This is a genomic window from Flavobacterium sp. KBS0721 (assembly GCF_002007065.3).
GTDB classification, from domain to species: Bacteria; Bacteroidota; Bacteroidia; order Flavobacteriales; family Flavobacteriaceae; genus Flavobacterium; species Flavobacterium piscis.
Genome location: NZ_CP042170.1, coordinates 5,190,487 through 5,206,512, shown reverse-complemented (window position 1 = coordinate 5,206,512; position 16,026 = coordinate 5,190,487). Strand labels below are relative to the sequence as shown.

Below are 16,026 nucleotides of genomic sequence, written 5' to 3'. Positions count from 1 at the left end.
TAACAAGAAATGAAAGTACTCAGAGTTATAACCTCCATGAATCCAAAAACTGGAGGTCCTTGCCAGGGAATACGTAATGTAAATCCTTTTATTAAGCAATTAGGTACAGAGGTCGAAGTAGTATGTTTGGATAATGCAGAGGAAGAGTATGCTACAAAAGATGATTTTATTATTCATAAAATAGGAAAAGGAAAAACCTCTTATCAATATCAGCCTTTGTTGTATGACTGGTTGATAAAAAACGCCTTAAAGTATGATGTGGTAATGGTTCATGGTCTTTGGCAGCATTACAATTTAATGGTTTACAAGGCAATTAATTCTTTAAAAAAGTCTTATAAAAAAGTACCAAAAGTAGTGATCATGCCACATGGTATGCTAGATCCTTATTTTCAAACTGCGGCTGACCGAAAATGGAAAGCTTTTAGAAATGAAATGGTTTGGTATTTTATAGAAAAAAAATGCATAAATAACGCCGATGCCCTTTTTTATACGTGTCAGGAAGAATTGCAGCTGGCGTCAACAACTTTTGAAGGATATAGTCCTAAAAAGGCGATTAATGTGAGCTACGGAATTCAGGCACCACCCGTCAGAAAGCCGGAATTTGATACTGCATTCTATAAAAAATGTCCTGAAGTGCTCCACAAGGAATATTGGCTTTTTTTAAGCAGGATTCACGAAAAAAAAGGAGTCGATTTATTGATTCAGGCTTACAATCAGCTTTCTATCGATAATCCCGCTCTTCCGGATTTAGTAATTGCGGGACCACATGAATCTGTTTACGGACAGGAAATGATAAAAATGGCCGCCGAAAATTCAAAAATTCATTTTTCAGGAATGTTGCAGGGCGATGAAAAATGGGGCGCTTTCTACAATTGCGAAGCCTACTTGTTACCAAGTCATCAGGAGAATTTTGGTATTGCTATTGTCGAAGCACTGGCCTGCGAAAAAGCAGTATTAATTACAGATAAAGTCAATATTTACAGGGAGATTGAAGATGGCGGAGGAGGTTTTGTTGGTGCTGATACTTTTAATGGAATTCTGGGAATTCTAAAAAAATGGGAAGCACTGAATAAAAATGAAAAAACAGAAATGGGCAAAAATGCCTTTTCACTATATCAAAAACATTTTGATGTAAAAAGCACTGCCCAAAGATTAAACAAAGTTTTAAAATCACTTATTTAAGATGATCTATCAGGATTTACAAAAATTTACTGTACCCAAAACATTTCGCGGAAAATCTAAAATTACTGTACAATTATGGTGGATCGTACAAGGAACACTTTTTGCATTGTCGCCTCAATTTTTTTATGGATGGCGTCGTTTTCTTCTTAGGTCGTTTGGAGCCAAAATTGGAAAAGGAGTACTATTAAGATCGACCGTAAAGGTTACTTATCCCTGGAATATCGAAATAGGAGATTATAGCTGGATAGGCGAGGACAATGTTTTGTACAGTCTTGGAAAAATTAAAATAGGCAGTAATGTTGCCTTAGCACATAAAGTCTACATCAATACGGGCGGACATGAATACGATAAAATTTCTTTTGATATTTTTTGCGAACCGGTAGTTATCGAAGATGAATGCTGGCTAACAAATGATGTATATGTTGCTCCGGGAGTAACTATTGGCAAAGGTTCAATAATCGCCGCCAGAAGTTCCGTATTAAAGAGTATGCCAGGCGGTAAAATATGTGTAGGAACTCCAGCTATTGCAATAAAAGACAGAATTTAAAATTATAAAAATGGCAAAATTTTTAATTACCGGCGGATCAGGGTTTATTGGTACCAATTTGATCAATAAATTACTAAAAGATAATCACCAGGTAGTGAGTATCGATATTAAGGAACCTAAAACAAAGGAACATAATTCTATTTTTAGAAAGGTAAATTTATGCAACAGGCAAGAATTAGAGAGTGTAATACTTTCATATGATCCGGCATATGTCATTCATTTAGGAGCCAGAACAGACCTAAATGGTAAAACATTAGAAGATTATGATGCTAATATTGGCGGAGTAAAAAATTTACTATTTGTTTTAGATCAACTAAAAAATCTTAAAAAAGTCATTTTTGCTTCCTCAATGTATGTTTGCCAGCCAGGTTATGTCCCTCAGGATTTTAATGACTTTACACCTCATACCATTTACGGAGAAAGTAAAGTTTTAACAGAAAAAAACATCACAGACTGGAATCCTAAATATACCTGGACTATTGTAAGGCCAACCTCTATTTGGGGACCTTATTTTGATGAACCTTATAATCTTTTTTTTAAAATAGTACTTTCCGGTAAGTACTTTCATATGGGCAGTAAAGCCTGCAAAAAAACGTATGGCTATATCGATAATTTTATTTACCAGATACAATCAATTATTGCTTCAGATAAAGAGCTGGTAGATCAAAAAATATTTTATTTGGGAGATTATGAGCCTTATAATATTACTTCTTGGGCAGATGAAATTGCAGGAATCAAAAATATAAAAATCCATAATGTTCCTTATTCTGTTTTTGTAATGGCGGCTTTTTTTGGCGATTGTTTGAAACTACTGAAAGTTAAATTTCCTATGACAAGTTTTCGATTAAAAAACATGACGACCAATAATTTTTTCGATTTATCTGATATCGAAAAATTGGCTCCTCATTTACCTGTATCCAGAAGCAAAGGAACGAAACAAACCGTAGACTGGATGGTGGAGAATTATAGTATATAATAGCAGCTCCAATTTCTTAACACATTTTTTCAATTTACGATTGATAAGCTTTTTTTTATGAAGAAGCGTATCAACTCTTCATGCCTATCAGGTGTTCAGCCAATAATTTGTAATAATAATATAATTATGAAAGTTTCTATAATCACTATTTGCTACAATAGAAAAAATACTATTGCCCAATGTATAGAAAGTGTTTTAAATCAGAACTATACCAATATTGAATACATTGTCATCGATGGAAATTCTAAAGATGGTACAAAGGATATCATTCAATCTTATGCTGGTAAAATTACCCAATATCTTTCAGAACCTGATAAAGGGATGTATGATGCCATCAATAAAGGATTGAAAATGGCTACGGGAGATATTATAGGTTTAATGCATTCTGATGATGAGTTTTATGATGCTGGTGTTGTCACTAAAATTGTAAGCGCTTTTCAACGAAATAATCAGACTGAAGGAATTTACGGAGACGGCATATACGTGAGTAACGATGCCGAAGAAAAAATAATCCGCAATAGAATAGGAGGAGACTTTGTTTTCGAAAAATTAAAAGTAGGCTGGCTTCCTTTACATCCCACTGTTTATTTGCGAAAATCTGTGATCGAAAAATTAGGAGATTATGATTTGAACTTTACAATTGCTTCGGATACTGAATTACTGCTCCGCTATTTATTTGTGAATAAAATAAAATTAGTATACCTGAGCACCTATGTTGTCAAAATGAGAATGGGCGGATTAAGCACTTCGTATAAAAGAGCTTTTGAAGTATTGTATGAAGATTATCGTATTTATAAACATCATGGTTTATCAGCATTTAGAGCTGTTTTTCTGAAGAAATTAATAGCGCTGAAACAATATATCAACTAATCTTTCAATTACCCCATTACCAAGAATGAAAATAAAAAATGCGCGGAAAAAGAGTATCATTATTCTTTTTTTGCTTGTATGTACCGGTAGTATTTTTTACTACTCATGGATTCACAATCCAGGTTTGGAAACCGAAACGTATTTGCCCCTTTGGATCAGGAATTGGAGTAATGAATATTTTAATTTACGAACTGCTGTTCCCTTTGTCGCTCTGGGCTATTTATTAGAAGTATGGCAAGGACTTTCTAACGCTGCAGCTACCCAATCTCCTTTTCGATTAAAGACCATAATAATAACTGCCGTAGTGGTTTGCATGGCAGAGGGCGGACAGTTTTTTATAGCAACGCGTCAACCGGATTTTATGGATATTTTCTTCGGAATTTCAGGAGGTATTTTGGGTTGTTTAGTGTATCATTTAATTCAAAAAATCAACTTTTTATTTAGTAAAAATGCGTAACAGACATAAATTTACTTTTATTTTTTGCAGTATCCTTTCTGATTTTTTTGCGATAATCGGAGGCATATTTCTTTTTTTCAACTTTACAGAAGAAGCTTCTGTGCAATGGAATATTTTTGTTGTTGAAAACAGTTATCTCTTTGCTGTAGTGGGCTGGTTAGTGGCAGCCTTGTATTTTAATTTGTACCGACTGGATACTATTTTTAGCCTGACTACTTTTTATCGCAACAGTTGGCGAGTGTTTTTAAGTCAGTGTATCTTATGGCAGATTTACCTTCTTGTTTTTCAGGGTGCCAGTGAATACAGAATGGCAATTGGAGCTAATTTGCTACAATTTAGTTATTTACTTTTTTACCTTTTATTGTCCAGGATTGTTTTTACGCTGGTTTTAAATAATATTAAAAAGTTCATAAAAAAACCTTTTATAGTAGCCATTTGGGGTTTTAATACCACGAGTATACAATTGGCTTCAAAACTAGAAAGCAACGCTTATTTTTATGATTTCCCCGGAATTATAAACGATATCAACGAAGAGATTTTTACAGACAAAGTAACTTTTGGAGAAGCCCTGTCAAATGCTATTTTGAGAGCTTCAGGAAATGGTATTCAGGAGTTGTATATTGTAGTAAAACCACAATTTATAGACGATTTGAATGGCTATTTTGAATTGGCAGACCGCTATTGTATGCGTTTGAAATTTGTTCCTGATTTATCTACAATTTCAAAGTCTTCTTTCAGCAGTTCTAATTTCGAAAATTTTCATGTTATACGTCCTCGTTATGAACCCTTGCAAAACGCATACAATCGACTGGTCAAACGGGTATTTGATATCGTTTTTAGTTTGTCAGTTTTGGTTTTAATATTATCATGGCTGTATCCGTTAATGGCTATAATAATCAAAAAGCAAAGTAAGGGACCTGTTTTATTCAAACAGCTTCGTACAGGGAAAAAAAATGAAGCTTTTTGGTGTTATAAATTTAGAAGCATGACTGTTAATAGTCAAAGTGATAGTTTACAGGCTCAAAAAGAAGACGCAAGAGTTACACCCATAGGAAAATTTATTAGACGAACTAGTATTGATGAACTGCCTCAGTTTTTTAATGTTTTATTAGGAAACATGAGTGTCGTAGGACCCCGTCCTCACATGCTCAAGCATACGCAGGACTACAACGAACAGATTAATAATTTTATGGTTCGCCATTTTGTAAAACCGGGAATTACCGGTTTGGCTCAGGTTTCAGGTCATAGAGGAGAAACGAAACAAGTCTCGGACATGCAACGAAGAGTAAAAGCTGATATTGATTATCTGCAAAACTGGAGTCTCATAAAAGATATTAAAATTTGTGTTTTGACCATAATTGTAACCCTGAAAGGGGATGAAAATGCTTTTTAAACTTAAAAAAAAATGTTATGAATATTACCATTATCTCTTATTTAGCTGGTTTCATTTCTGGCGTTTCTATTGCCGGTTTTTTTATTGGCAAGGAATTGTATCGTTTTTATGTAAAAGACAAAGTGCAAAAAAAACAGCTGCACCGTTTGGCTAAATTGAATGACAACATGAAATCGAAACAAAAATTCCAATTAGAATCCAATTAATTGATTAGTACGTTCTAATCAATTGAATTTATACTTCTCTAAGTATTCCGAAACTGCAATACTAGTTCTGTCTTTTTAACCCCATAATTTATAATTCCCGGAATTTTAAATTACTTAAACAATCTATTATGAATCGAGTATCCTACATTTTATTTCTTATCGTTATTTTATTTTCGTCCTGTGCATCAAAAAAAGATATCATCTATTTTCAGGATGCTGCTGGTTATGCTTCAGTTCCAACTTCTATCAAAGCTGTTTTAGTGCAGCCAAACGATATTTTAAGTATCCGGATTGGCGCGCTGGTTCCGGAGACAGCAGTACCTTATAATATACAAACAGGAAACGCCGCAAACAATTCTACATTAGATATGCTAAAAGTTCAGGGCTATTTAGTGTCTCCTGACGAAACAATTGTACTGCCTATTTTAGGATCTGTTAGTACAGCGGGATTATCTGTAACCGATTTAGAAACAAAGATTAAAGGAGCACTCGAAAAGGGAGGACATTTAGTAGATCCTACCGTTGCAATTCGAATTTTGAATGCTAAAGTAACCATTCTGGGCGAGGTAAAAGCACCCGGAACTTATACCTTTTTAGAACAATCACTATCTGTTCCGCAAGCCTTGGGTTATGCCGGAGATTTAACCATAAGTGCCAAGCGAAATGATATTTTATTAATTAGAGAATCAGAAGGCAAGAGAGTAATGATGAGTGTGGATCTTACAACAGTAAACTGGATGAACAATCCACAATATCAGATTCGCCAAAATGACGTATTAGTTGTGAATCCCAATACTGCAAAAGTAAAAACGGCCGGATATATTGGCAGTACAGGTACTGTACTTACTATTGCTTCATTGATACTAAGTTCTATTATATTATTAACCAGATAAAAAGCTCATGCATACAGATAAAAATGAATATTTTGACCCAATAGAAGACGAGAATTCTGTACAACTAAAACAAATGTTAAGTAAATATTTAAGGTATTGGCCTTGGTTTTTACTTACCATTATAATAGCACTTTTTAGCGTTTTTGCCTATTTGAGATATGCTGACGTTGTTTATAAATCACAAGCCAAAGTAAAATTATTGGTAGATAAGGAAAGCTCGAATTTTACATTAGATGTAACGAAATTATTTAATAAGTCAAACATTAATTTAGAAAACGAAATCGCTTTGTTTAAGTCGGTTCACCTATCAGAACAAGTCGTTAAGAATTTAAAACTGAATGTAGAGTATTACTATAATTCTACGGTGAGATCGAAACAAATCTATAATGCTCCCTTTATTGTGAGTTACAATGAGGATATAACAAACCTAAAAACTGCTTTGCAATATACGATCAAGGTAACGCCAACAGGATATAACATTTTAGATGTTTTATCGGGACAAAAGTTTGAGATTGCCAGATACAATTCAGATAAAAAAAATGCCCATTTGCCCATAAGCATAAAGCCGGCCTTAGGATCAGACATTACAAAAAGTGTCGATATGAGCTATAATGTCACGCTAAAACCACTGAATGAAACTGCATTAGAACTCAGTGATGCATTCGAAATTGATGCCGAAGGAAAAGACAGTGACATTCTTTCGATCTCTTTAGAAGGAACCAATGGCCCTCAATCAGAAGCAATTATCAATAATTTAATTCACGTATTTGAGGCAGATGGCATTACAGATAAGCAAGAAGTTTCGCGTAGGACAATCAATTTTGTCGACGATCGTTTTGTTTATTTAAGAAAAGAACTGGACTCTATAGAAAGTTCTAAAAAAAACTACAAGAAAAGCAATAATTTAAGTTTTATTCAGGAAGATGCCGGTTCAAGTATTCTCCAGAAAACAGCAAAGGAGCAAGCATCATTTGATATAGAATCTCAATTATTATTAGCGGATTTACTAAAAAAAAGTATCGAATCTCAAAAAGCATTTGAACTTTTACCGGCAGATATCGGCATACAAAATCCTACAATCAATCAATTGGTAGCCGATTATAATACTGCGGTTTTATCCTATCAAAAACTACAAACAAGTGCAGGAAGCAATAATCCGGCTATTCAGCTTTTGGTTACTACACTAGTAAGCTTAAAGAACAATATTATCAATTCTGTAAAAGGTTTTAAGCAGCAACTAAAAACCACTCTGGTTCAGAGCGAATCAGCTCAAAAAGCAGCTGACGGAAGTTTTGCTTCTATTCCTGAAAAAGAAAAAGTTTTGCGTAGTATTGAACGTCAGCAAAACCTTAAGGAAAGTTTGTATTTATTATTGCTTCAAAAACGTGAAGAAGCTTCGATCAATTTAGCCGTTACCGTGGCTAATACTAAAATTATAGATTACGCTATTACAGATATTTATCCCGTTTCTCCAAAAAAAGCTAAGATTGTTTTAATCGCTTTATTTTTAGGTATGGTGATTCCGTTTAGTATTTTATTTATAATTTTTAAATTAGATAATAAAATATATACGGCAACAGATGTCGAAAATATAGCAGGCAATATCCCTATTCTGGTAGAGCTGCCATCGCTCAAAGAAGATAAAAATTCCCAAATTCAAAATTTAGAAGCTTTTAGGACTTTAGCCCAAAATACTAATTTTATTACGCCTTACAGCGAGGATAAAAAGGGGAAAGTAATATTTGTTACTTCATCTATAAAGGGAGAGGGAAAAACTTTCGTTTCTTACAATTTAGCGACCGCTTACTCACATCTTGATAAAAAAGTAATTGTTATAGGTGCTGATTTTAGAAATCCACAATTACACAGAAACTTAGATAATATAAGTAAGGACACCAGAGGCTTTAGTAATTATTTGCATGATAATACTTTACATTGGAAAGATTTATTGCTTAACAATGGGGATAATGAATTTTCTTTTGATCTTTTTTTATCCGGACTTATACCTCCAAACCCAACCTTATTATTATCCAATGAGCGTTTTGCAAGTTTTATTGATGAGGTAACAGCAGCCTATGACATTATTATATTTGATACGCCTCCAACCTTATTGGTTAGTGATACGCTTATGATTTCTAAGTATGCAGATACCACTTTGTTTGTTTTACGTTCCGGATTTACAGAAAAAAATCTGTTGACTTATTCTAAAAAACTATTTAAGGATAAAAAAATCATCAATATGGGTTATGTACTTAACGATATTGATTTTAGTTCAAGTTATGGTTACGGATACAACTACGGGTATGGTTATGGTTACGGAAGAGAAGCAGAAAAAAAATCATGGTTCCAAAGATGGAAAAAAAAGAAATAATCGAAATTGTCGTAGAAAAAAAATGCAATTCTAAAAAAATAAAGTAACAGCAATCCAAATGAATTTAGCGATAGGTATTTTAAAACAAGCACAAGAATGGTTAACACCTGTTTTTGATCAGGAAACACAAGATAAAGTAAATGAACTGATTGCTTTACAACCCAAAGAATTAAAAGAAAGTTTTTATAAAAATCTTGAATTTGGTACAGGCGGAATGCGCGGCGTAATGGGCGTTGGTAATAACCGTATTAACAAATATACGCTGGGAAAAAGTACACAGGGATTATCTAATTATTTGTATAAAGTATTTCCGGACCAAAAGCTCAAGGCGGTTATAGCGTACGACTGCCGTCATAATAGTGATACACTGGCCAAAACCGTGGCTGACGTTTTTTCAGCCAATGGCATTCAGGTATATTTGTTTTCCAGTCTGAGACCAACGCCTGAATTATCTTTTGCTTTAAAATACCTCAATTGTCAATGCGGAATTGTACTTACAGCATCACATAATCCACCGGAATATAATGGGTATAAAGTATATTGGGAAGATGGCGGCCAAATTGTTCCGCCTCAGGATGCACAAATTATAAAAGCCATCGAAGACCTGAAATACGACCAAATTAAGTTTGAAGCAAATGATGATTTAATTCAGTATATCGATACCCAAATAGATGAGGCTTTCGTGAAATCATCTGTTCAAAATGCCAGTTTTAATACCACAAGTGAGGCAAAAGATAATCTGAATATTGTTTTTACATCTTTGCACGGGACTTCAATTACCGTTTTACCAGATACATTAGTGTTGGCAGGATATAAAAATGTACATATTGTTGAAGAGCAAAGAGTACCAAATGGAGATTTCCCAACGGTAAAATCTCCAAATCCAGAAGAACCGGAAGCCTTAACAATGGCCCTGGCATTAGCAGAAAAAACCAATGCTGATATTGTTATTGGTACTGATCCTGATTGTGATCGTTTAGGAGTGGCGGTTCGCGATAATGACGGAAAAATGACTTTATTGAACGGAAATCAGTCCATGATTTTAATGACCGCCTTTTTATTAGAAGAATGGAAAAAAGCGGGAAAAATAAATGGGAAACAATTCATTGGTTCAACCATTGTTTCGACACCAATGATTAAAGAATTGGCAGCAGCTTATGGCGTTGCCTATAAAAGTGGCCTGACCGGTTTTAAATGGATAGCCAAAATGATCAAAGACTTTCCTGAACTCGAATTTATTGGCGGCGGAGAAGAAAGCTTTGGCTTTATGGTAGGAGACAGCGTTCGCGATAAAGATGCGGTTGCAGCAAGTTTACTAATTTGCGAAGTAGCTGCCCAGGCCAAAGCGAATAACAGTTCTGTATACAAAGCATTATTGCAGCATTACGTAGATTTTGGTTTTTATAAAGAACATTTAATTTCTATTACCAAAAAAGGAATCGACGGATTGGCTGAAATCAATAAAATGATGGTCAACTTAAGAGAAAATCCTTTAAAGGAAATTAACAATCAAAGAGTAGTGCGGGTTGAAGATTATAAATCATCCGTATCCTTTAATTTGTTGAATAACCAATCAGAAACGATAAACATGCCCAAAGCAGATGTCCTGATTTATTATACCGAAGATGGATCTGTAATTTGCGCAAGACCTAGCGGTACTGAACCAAAAATTAAATTCTACATCAGTGTGAATGAAGAATTAGATACCATAGAAAATTTTAAGCTTATAGAAGATCTGCTGAACGAAAGAATAAACAATATTTGCACTTCGATGCAATTAGAAAAAAAGACAAATTAATTCTAAAAAAAGATAAAAGGTTTTTAATTAAAAAGTTAGTTTGATTGAAGGTTGCAGATTATTGGTCAAAAGTAAAATGCGATTTAGTTATTTATTGTTAGTAAAAAAAGCTGTTCATAATCGAACAGCTTTTTTTTTGCCTTTTTATGGATGCTTCAGGAGTTTTTATAATAAATATAGATTGAGCTAGAAAAAGAGTGTATTGTTTTCCAGCAAACGTTCTATTTTCTTTTTGTCAGGAATCTTAAGAGGTACTGTTTTAAATTGATTAATTTCAGTCTCACTATGAATGTCTGATCCCGTAAAATCATACAAATCATTATTAAGTAACTCTAGCGCCTGGCGTTGAATACTTTTTCCGTAATATCCTGTTAATGAAAGTAAGTTGAGTTGAAAATAGACTCCGGATTGTTTTAATTTTTGATATTTACTAATCGAGTTATGAAGATAAAGATAACGTTCAGGATGCGCTATAATTATGTTATAATTTTTTGATTTTAACTCAAACAGCATTTCATACAGATTCAGCGGATTATAAAATAAATTGAATTCTATCAAAAGATAATTATGAGTCAGACATAATAATTTTTCGTGATTGCTTTTTTCAATTAAAGTATCATCTAACATATACTCGCTTGCATGCCCTCTTAAAAACATCTTATTACTATCGTTTTTAAGAGCTATTTCATAAGCCTCTTTGATACTTTCAGAAGTGTTATTCCAGATCCCGCTAAAAGTATGTGGGGTGGCAATAGCGGCATGAATACCAAGTACTTTCATCTGAGTTATTAAATAGCTCGTTTCTTCGGGGGTTTTAGCACCATCATCAATACCTGCCAGTAAATGGTTATGAATATCAATATAGCCATCAGGTAATATTTCCTGCAGATAAAATTTTGATTTAAATATTGAAAACATAAAGTATTTTTTTGCTTCAAATTTATTACGCTTCTTCTTCAAACAATTATTAAAAAAGGACATTAAAGTCTTATTCAGGACATTTAAATCTTGTTTAATTAAATGTTATCCTGTTTGAATATTGAAATTTACAACCTGATTTAGCGGGATTTTTGCAGCTTCATTGTATTAAAAATAGAGAAATTCTATTGTAATAAATCTATTAATGAATGTTGGTAAAATACTCGAAACTTCGGGAAAGATTTTAGCTAATAATAAGGCGTTTCAATTACAAGTTCTTCTAATAACCCCCAATATATAATGTTCAAATTCTTACCATTAGATCCAAATACAGTTTTTATATTATTTTTTCTTGAAAATTTATTTATATCTATTATCATTTTTAGCTATTCATTTTCCAATGCTACAAGTGACAGTAAGAAGATTTTAAATCATTTTGGCCGTGCAAAATTACTATTAACCGTTGGCTGGATACTCATTCTTTTAAGAAACGTTATACCTGATTTTATCTCAGTAAATATTGCCAATACGATCATTTTTATAGCCTGTTTTTATGAAACGATCGCCATGCTGGCATCGCTTAGGATAAAATCAAAGAAACGTTATCAATTGCAAATAGGCATTACTATTATTGCATCTGTAATATTCAATGCTGCAATACTATTTGAGGCGGCAGTAAATACCCGTATTTTAATAATGCTACTGGGAATATTTGCTATTTATTTACCTCCAACAATCAGTCATTTTAACGAAAACAGGTATAATTTTTTCCGAAATTTCTATGCGCTTTGCTACGCCGGATTTGAAGTTTTGCTATTTGTAAGGGCTATTTACTGTTATTTTAATCCGCAAAATTTATTTTTTGTCAATAGTACGTTAGACCTTTTGTACAGTATAAGCTTATTTTTATTTGCTCTTATTGGTACAGTTGGATTTTTATTATTGATTAAGGAAAAACAAGACCTTAAAATTCAGAAACTTTTAGACGATAAAAATATCTTTTTTTCTATAATTGCCCATGATTTAAGAGGTCCATTGGGCTCATCAGTAGCACTTTCAAAACTATTGATAGAGGATGTAAAAGAAAGCAACCTTGCAGCAATTAACGAAATTGTAGAAGTGCTCCATCAATCCAATAAAAATATTTACAAATTACTGGACAATCTATTAGAGTGGTCCAGAGCACAAAACGGAATGTTGGAATACAGTCCTGAAAAAATTACCCTGAACGAATTAATTACCCAAAATATAGAACTCAACCAAAATGCAGCACTCAATAAAAATATCGATCTTTTGTTTGAATCCACTGAAAAAGTAGAAATTGAAGCAGATAAAAATATGATCGACACAATTGTACGCAACTTGCTGAACAATGCGATTAAATTTACTGGCGAAAATGGTAAAATTGCAGTTAAGGTGCAAAAGAAACATCAAAATGCAGAAATATCCATAACCGATAATGGCATTGGAATTCCTGATTTGATCAAAGAAAAATTATTTAAAATCAACGGAAAAGTGATCCGCAGAGGAACAGATAATGAAATAGGAAGCGGAATGGGATTATTACTTTGCCGTGAATTTATAGACAAACATAAAGGTAAAATCTGGGCCGAAAGCGAATTAGGAAAAGGCAGTACTTTTAAGTTTACTTTGCCTTTGCAAATACCCAAAAAAAAGTCAGGCCTTCATCCATCAATTAGTTTATAACCAATTGATTTTTAATTTTTTTCGAAATAAAGATACTTCGTGCTATTGCTTACATCACGTAATCTTATTTGCGAATTATTAAATTCAAAAAGTTTCCAGCTATGATTTAATTTACCCATTAATTCAGTACTAAAAGTGAGTTTCAATTCGCGAACGTTATTCTGTACGCTAGTTTCCCATTGACCTGTTTCAGACATGGCCCCTTTTGTAGCTATTACAGATTTATCACTTTTAAAAACAAACGAATACCCGTTGTAAAAGAACGTTTTATCTGAATCATAAAAATAATAAGGAATTATCCAGGAGCCTTTTGTTATGGTTGCTGCAAAATCCAACGAAACAATATTGTTTTCCGGGCAGTAATCAATAGCATATTTTATGGCATTTTCGAATTCTAAATTAGTATTAATTGATTTAGGCTGATCATTATAATCTGCTACCGAAATAGGATATTTTAATGAAATATACTGACTGCTGTTTAGATTTTTTATAAAATTAAAAAAAGCCTGATCACTTATAATAGAAACTGAACTTGCTATTTGATTGGCACTGTTGTAAGTATTAATCGTAATGGGATAGTTGATCTTTAGTCCATTAATTTTGGATAAAAGATCAGGATACATATTCCAATAATCAATTAAGGTATTAAAATCCGCTTCATTAGGAATCAGTTTTTCGATGTAATTATAGTACACCATTGTTACCGGAAAATCTATTCTTACAATATCATCATCATAAGTACTTGCATTGATATTATCCAGTACTTTTTGATAATCAGCTGTAGTGCTTAGTGCAATTTGCTGGTTGTTTACCGTAACCGTATAGGGTAGTTTTATTGTACAATAACTAGAGCCGTCTATGATATTATCCTGTACTGTAGGCACCATAGCAACCCTTTGCAGATAAGACGTAAGCGGAGAAACATTTGTAATTGTTCCCTGCACATTATCATCTCCCTCATCTATCTCACTTTGACAAGACAGCAAGAGCAGAACAACGGCAATTGATAAATATTTTTTAAAAGGGAACATATTTAGATTTTCACAAATGTAATAAAATTTAAAGAAACTAGTTTTTAATAAATTCGACATCAGGGCTTTCATTTTAATCTTTATACTAAATTATCAAATGGTAATAGCATTTATACTTTTATAAAACAATAAGTTCTTCTTTTACCCTACTTGAATTAAAAACAAATACTTTTGCACATTCCAAATTAAGAGATAAATGCCAAATAAAAACGAATCAAATACCTGTGATGAACTGATTTTTTCGTCTTTTTTTAAAAGTCAGATCAAATCGCTTCGAAATTTTCTTTTTTACAAATTTGGCAATATGCAACAGGCCGAAGATCTGGCGCAGGAAGCCTTTGTAAAACTTTGGCAAAATTGCAGTGCTGTTCCGCTGGAAAAAGCGAAATCGTATATTTATACTATTGCAAACAATAGCAGCCTGAACCAAATTGCACATCAAAAAGTGGTTTTGCGGTATGAAAAAAACTTTACCGGTTTGGATAAAACAAACGAAAATCCGGAGTATCTCCTCGAAGAAAAGCAATTTCAAACAAAGCTCTTGAAAGCCATTGAAAAACTCAATGAAAAACAACGTACAGCTTTTTTAATGCACCGCATTGACGGCAAAAAATACAGCGAAATTGCACTGGATTTAAATATTAGCGTAAAAGCCGTAGAAAAACGCATTCATCTGGCTTTATTAAGTTTACGTAAAGAAATTGATCTATAAAAGTAGGGTAAAATTAATTTTAATTGTTTTAACAATATAATACCAATACAATGAAAAAAAATCACTTATTGGCCAAATGGCTCAGCGATGATTTATCAGAACAAGAATTAGCTGAATTTGAAGCTAGTCCGGATTTCGAAAAATACCAAAAAATAAAGAACTACACCGCTCATCTTGAAGTAGATGATATGGATGAAAATACTATTTTAGCCAACATTCTTAAACAGAAAAAAGAAACTCCAAAAGTGATTCCGTTATCTCAAAATTGGATCTTTCGTGCGGCCGCTATTTTTGTTCTGGCACTGGGAGTTACTTTTGCTGTCAAAAATTTTGTGCCACAAATTCAAACAGCCAATTTTGGAGAAAGAAGTACTTTTTCGCTTCCCGATAATTCTGAAGTAGTGTTAAATTCAGGTTCTGAAATCAATTATAAAAAATGGAACTGGGACAACAACAGGCATCTGGAACTACAAGGCGAAGCTTATTTTAGAGTAGCCAAAGGTAAAAAGTTTGAAGTACAGACCAGTCTCGGTAAAGTATCCGTATTAGGAACTCAGTTTAACGTGAAAGCCAGAAAAAACAGATTTGATGTCATTTGTTATGAAGGACGTGTGAAAGTAAATTACGGCAATGCACAAATCATTTTAACACGCGGAGAAAGCGTTACTTTCGAAAATGGAAAACAATTCAGTACTCCCGTTAAGTCTTCTAAGCCAGAATGGATCGACAATCAAATTTGTTTTAATAAAGAAAACATCAAAAGTTTGTTAGACGAATTGGAAAGACAATACAATATTACTATAGAATTAAACTCGAAAGATACCACTTCGCTGTTTACCGGAAAATTACCTACTAATGATCTGAATGTAGCTTTAAATATCATTAGCACAACCTATCATTTAGAAGCAAAAAAAGTGGCAAACAATAAAATAATATTTGACAAAAAATAAATGCTGCGCCCCAAA

At 33.1% G+C, this 16,026-nt stretch carries 15 protein-coding genes; 13 read left to right on the top strand and 2 right to left on the bottom strand.

Features of this window, described 5'->3' with window-relative positions:
* The first annotated feature begins 9 nt into the window (after window positions 1-9).
* From B0M43_RS21650 to B0M43_RS21605, 10 genes are all read left to right on the top strand, one after another.
* On the top strand, window positions 10-1,182 hold the full coding sequence (locus tag B0M43_RS21650; RefSeq protein WP_078005353.1) for a glycosyltransferase: 1,173 nt from the start codon (window positions 10-12) through the stop codon (window positions 1,180-1,182).
* Window position 1,183: 1 nt separating this feature from the next.
* On the top strand, window positions 1,184-1,729 hold the full coding sequence (locus B0M43_RS21645; protein ID WP_065450382.1) for a WcaF family extracellular polysaccharide biosynthesis acetyltransferase: 546 nt from the start codon (window positions 1,184-1,186) through the stop codon (window positions 1,727-1,729).
* Between the two features lie 10 nt (window positions 1,730-1,739).
* Complete coding sequence (locus tag B0M43_RS21640; protein WP_078005352.1) at window positions 1,740-2,705, top strand: NAD(P)-dependent oxidoreductase; 966 nt, start codon at window positions 1,740-1,742, stop codon at window positions 2,703-2,705.
* 126 nt (window positions 2,706-2,831) lie between these two features.
* Complete coding sequence (locus B0M43_RS21635) at window positions 2,832-3,575, top strand: glycosyltransferase family 2 protein (protein ID WP_078005351.1); 744 nt, start codon at window positions 2,832-2,834, stop codon at window positions 3,573-3,575.
* A gap of 25 nt (window positions 3,576-3,600) precedes the next feature.
* On the top strand, window positions 3,601-4,032 hold the full coding sequence (locus tag B0M43_RS21630) for a VanZ family protein (protein WP_078005350.1): 432 nt from the start codon (window positions 3,601-3,603) through the stop codon (window positions 4,030-4,032).
* On the top strand, window positions 4,025-5,425 hold the full coding sequence (locus B0M43_RS21625) for an exopolysaccharide biosynthesis polyprenyl glycosylphosphotransferase (RefSeq protein WP_078005349.1): 1,401 nt from the start codon (window positions 4,025-4,027) through the stop codon (window positions 5,423-5,425). Before B0M43_RS21630 ends, B0M43_RS21625 begins: the two co-directional genes overlap by 8 nt.
* Window positions 5,426-5,442: 17 nt before the next feature.
* Window positions 5,443-5,631 carry a hypothetical protein gene (locus B0M43_RS21620; protein ID WP_078005348.1) on the top strand — a complete coding sequence of 63 codons (189 nt, stop codon included), beginning with the start codon at window positions 5,443-5,445 and terminating at the stop codon, window positions 5,629-5,631.
* A 128-nt stretch (window positions 5,632-5,759) separates the two neighbouring features.
* Window positions 5,760-6,524 (top strand): polysaccharide biosynthesis/export family protein, encoded by a 765-nt coding sequence (locus B0M43_RS21615; protein ID WP_078005347.1) that lies wholly within the window; start codon window positions 5,760-5,762, stop codon window positions 6,522-6,524.
* Window positions 6,525-6,531: 7 nt separating this feature from the next.
* Window positions 6,532-8,895 (top strand): tyrosine-protein kinase, encoded by a 2,364-nt coding sequence (locus B0M43_RS21610; RefSeq protein WP_078005346.1) that lies wholly within the window; start codon window positions 6,532-6,534, stop codon window positions 8,893-8,895.
* Window positions 8,896-8,953: 58 nt separating this feature from the next.
* Window positions 8,954-10,693, top strand: coding sequence for a phospho-sugar mutase (locus tag B0M43_RS21605; protein WP_078005345.1), 1,740 nt, complete (start codon window positions 8,954-8,956; stop codon window positions 10,691-10,693).
* 186 nt (window positions 10,694-10,879) lie between these two features.
* Here B0M43_RS21605 and B0M43_RS21600 read toward each other — a convergent pair whose 3' ends face one another.
* Window positions 10,880-11,611: a tyrosine-protein phosphatase gene (locus B0M43_RS21600; RefSeq protein ID WP_078005344.1), complete on the bottom strand. Its 732-nt coding sequence runs from the start codon at window positions 11,609-11,611 to the stop codon at window positions 10,880-10,882.
* A gap of 300 nt (window positions 11,612-11,911) precedes the next feature.
* Here B0M43_RS21600 and B0M43_RS21595 point away from each other — a divergent pair, with 300 nt between their 5' ends.
* The gene (locus B0M43_RS21595) at window positions 11,912-13,318 is read left to right on the top strand and encodes a sensor histidine kinase KdpD (protein WP_078005343.1); all 1,407 of its coding nucleotides are present in this window, start codon (window positions 11,912-11,914) and stop codon (window positions 13,316-13,318) included.
* Between the two features lie 11 nt (window positions 13,319-13,329).
* On the opposite strand, the gene B0M43_RS21590 is transcribed toward B0M43_RS21595, so the two are convergent.
* Window positions 13,330-14,349 (bottom strand): hypothetical protein, encoded by a 1,020-nt coding sequence (locus B0M43_RS21590; RefSeq protein ID WP_078005342.1) that lies wholly within the window; start codon window positions 14,347-14,349, stop codon window positions 13,330-13,332.
* A gap of 196 nt (window positions 14,350-14,545) precedes the next feature.
* Between B0M43_RS21590 and B0M43_RS21585 the strand changes: the two genes are divergently transcribed.
* Window positions 14,546-15,061 carry an RNA polymerase sigma factor gene (locus B0M43_RS21585; protein WP_078005341.1) on the top strand — a complete coding sequence of 172 codons (516 nt, stop codon included), beginning with the start codon at window positions 14,546-14,548 and terminating at the stop codon, window positions 15,059-15,061.
* A gap of 50 nt (window positions 15,062-15,111) precedes the next feature.
* On the top strand, window positions 15,112-16,011 hold the full coding sequence (locus B0M43_RS21580) for a FecR family protein (protein WP_078005340.1): 900 nt from the start codon (window positions 15,112-15,114) through the stop codon (window positions 16,009-16,011).
* The last annotated feature ends 15 nt before the right edge of the window (window positions 16,012-16,026 follow it).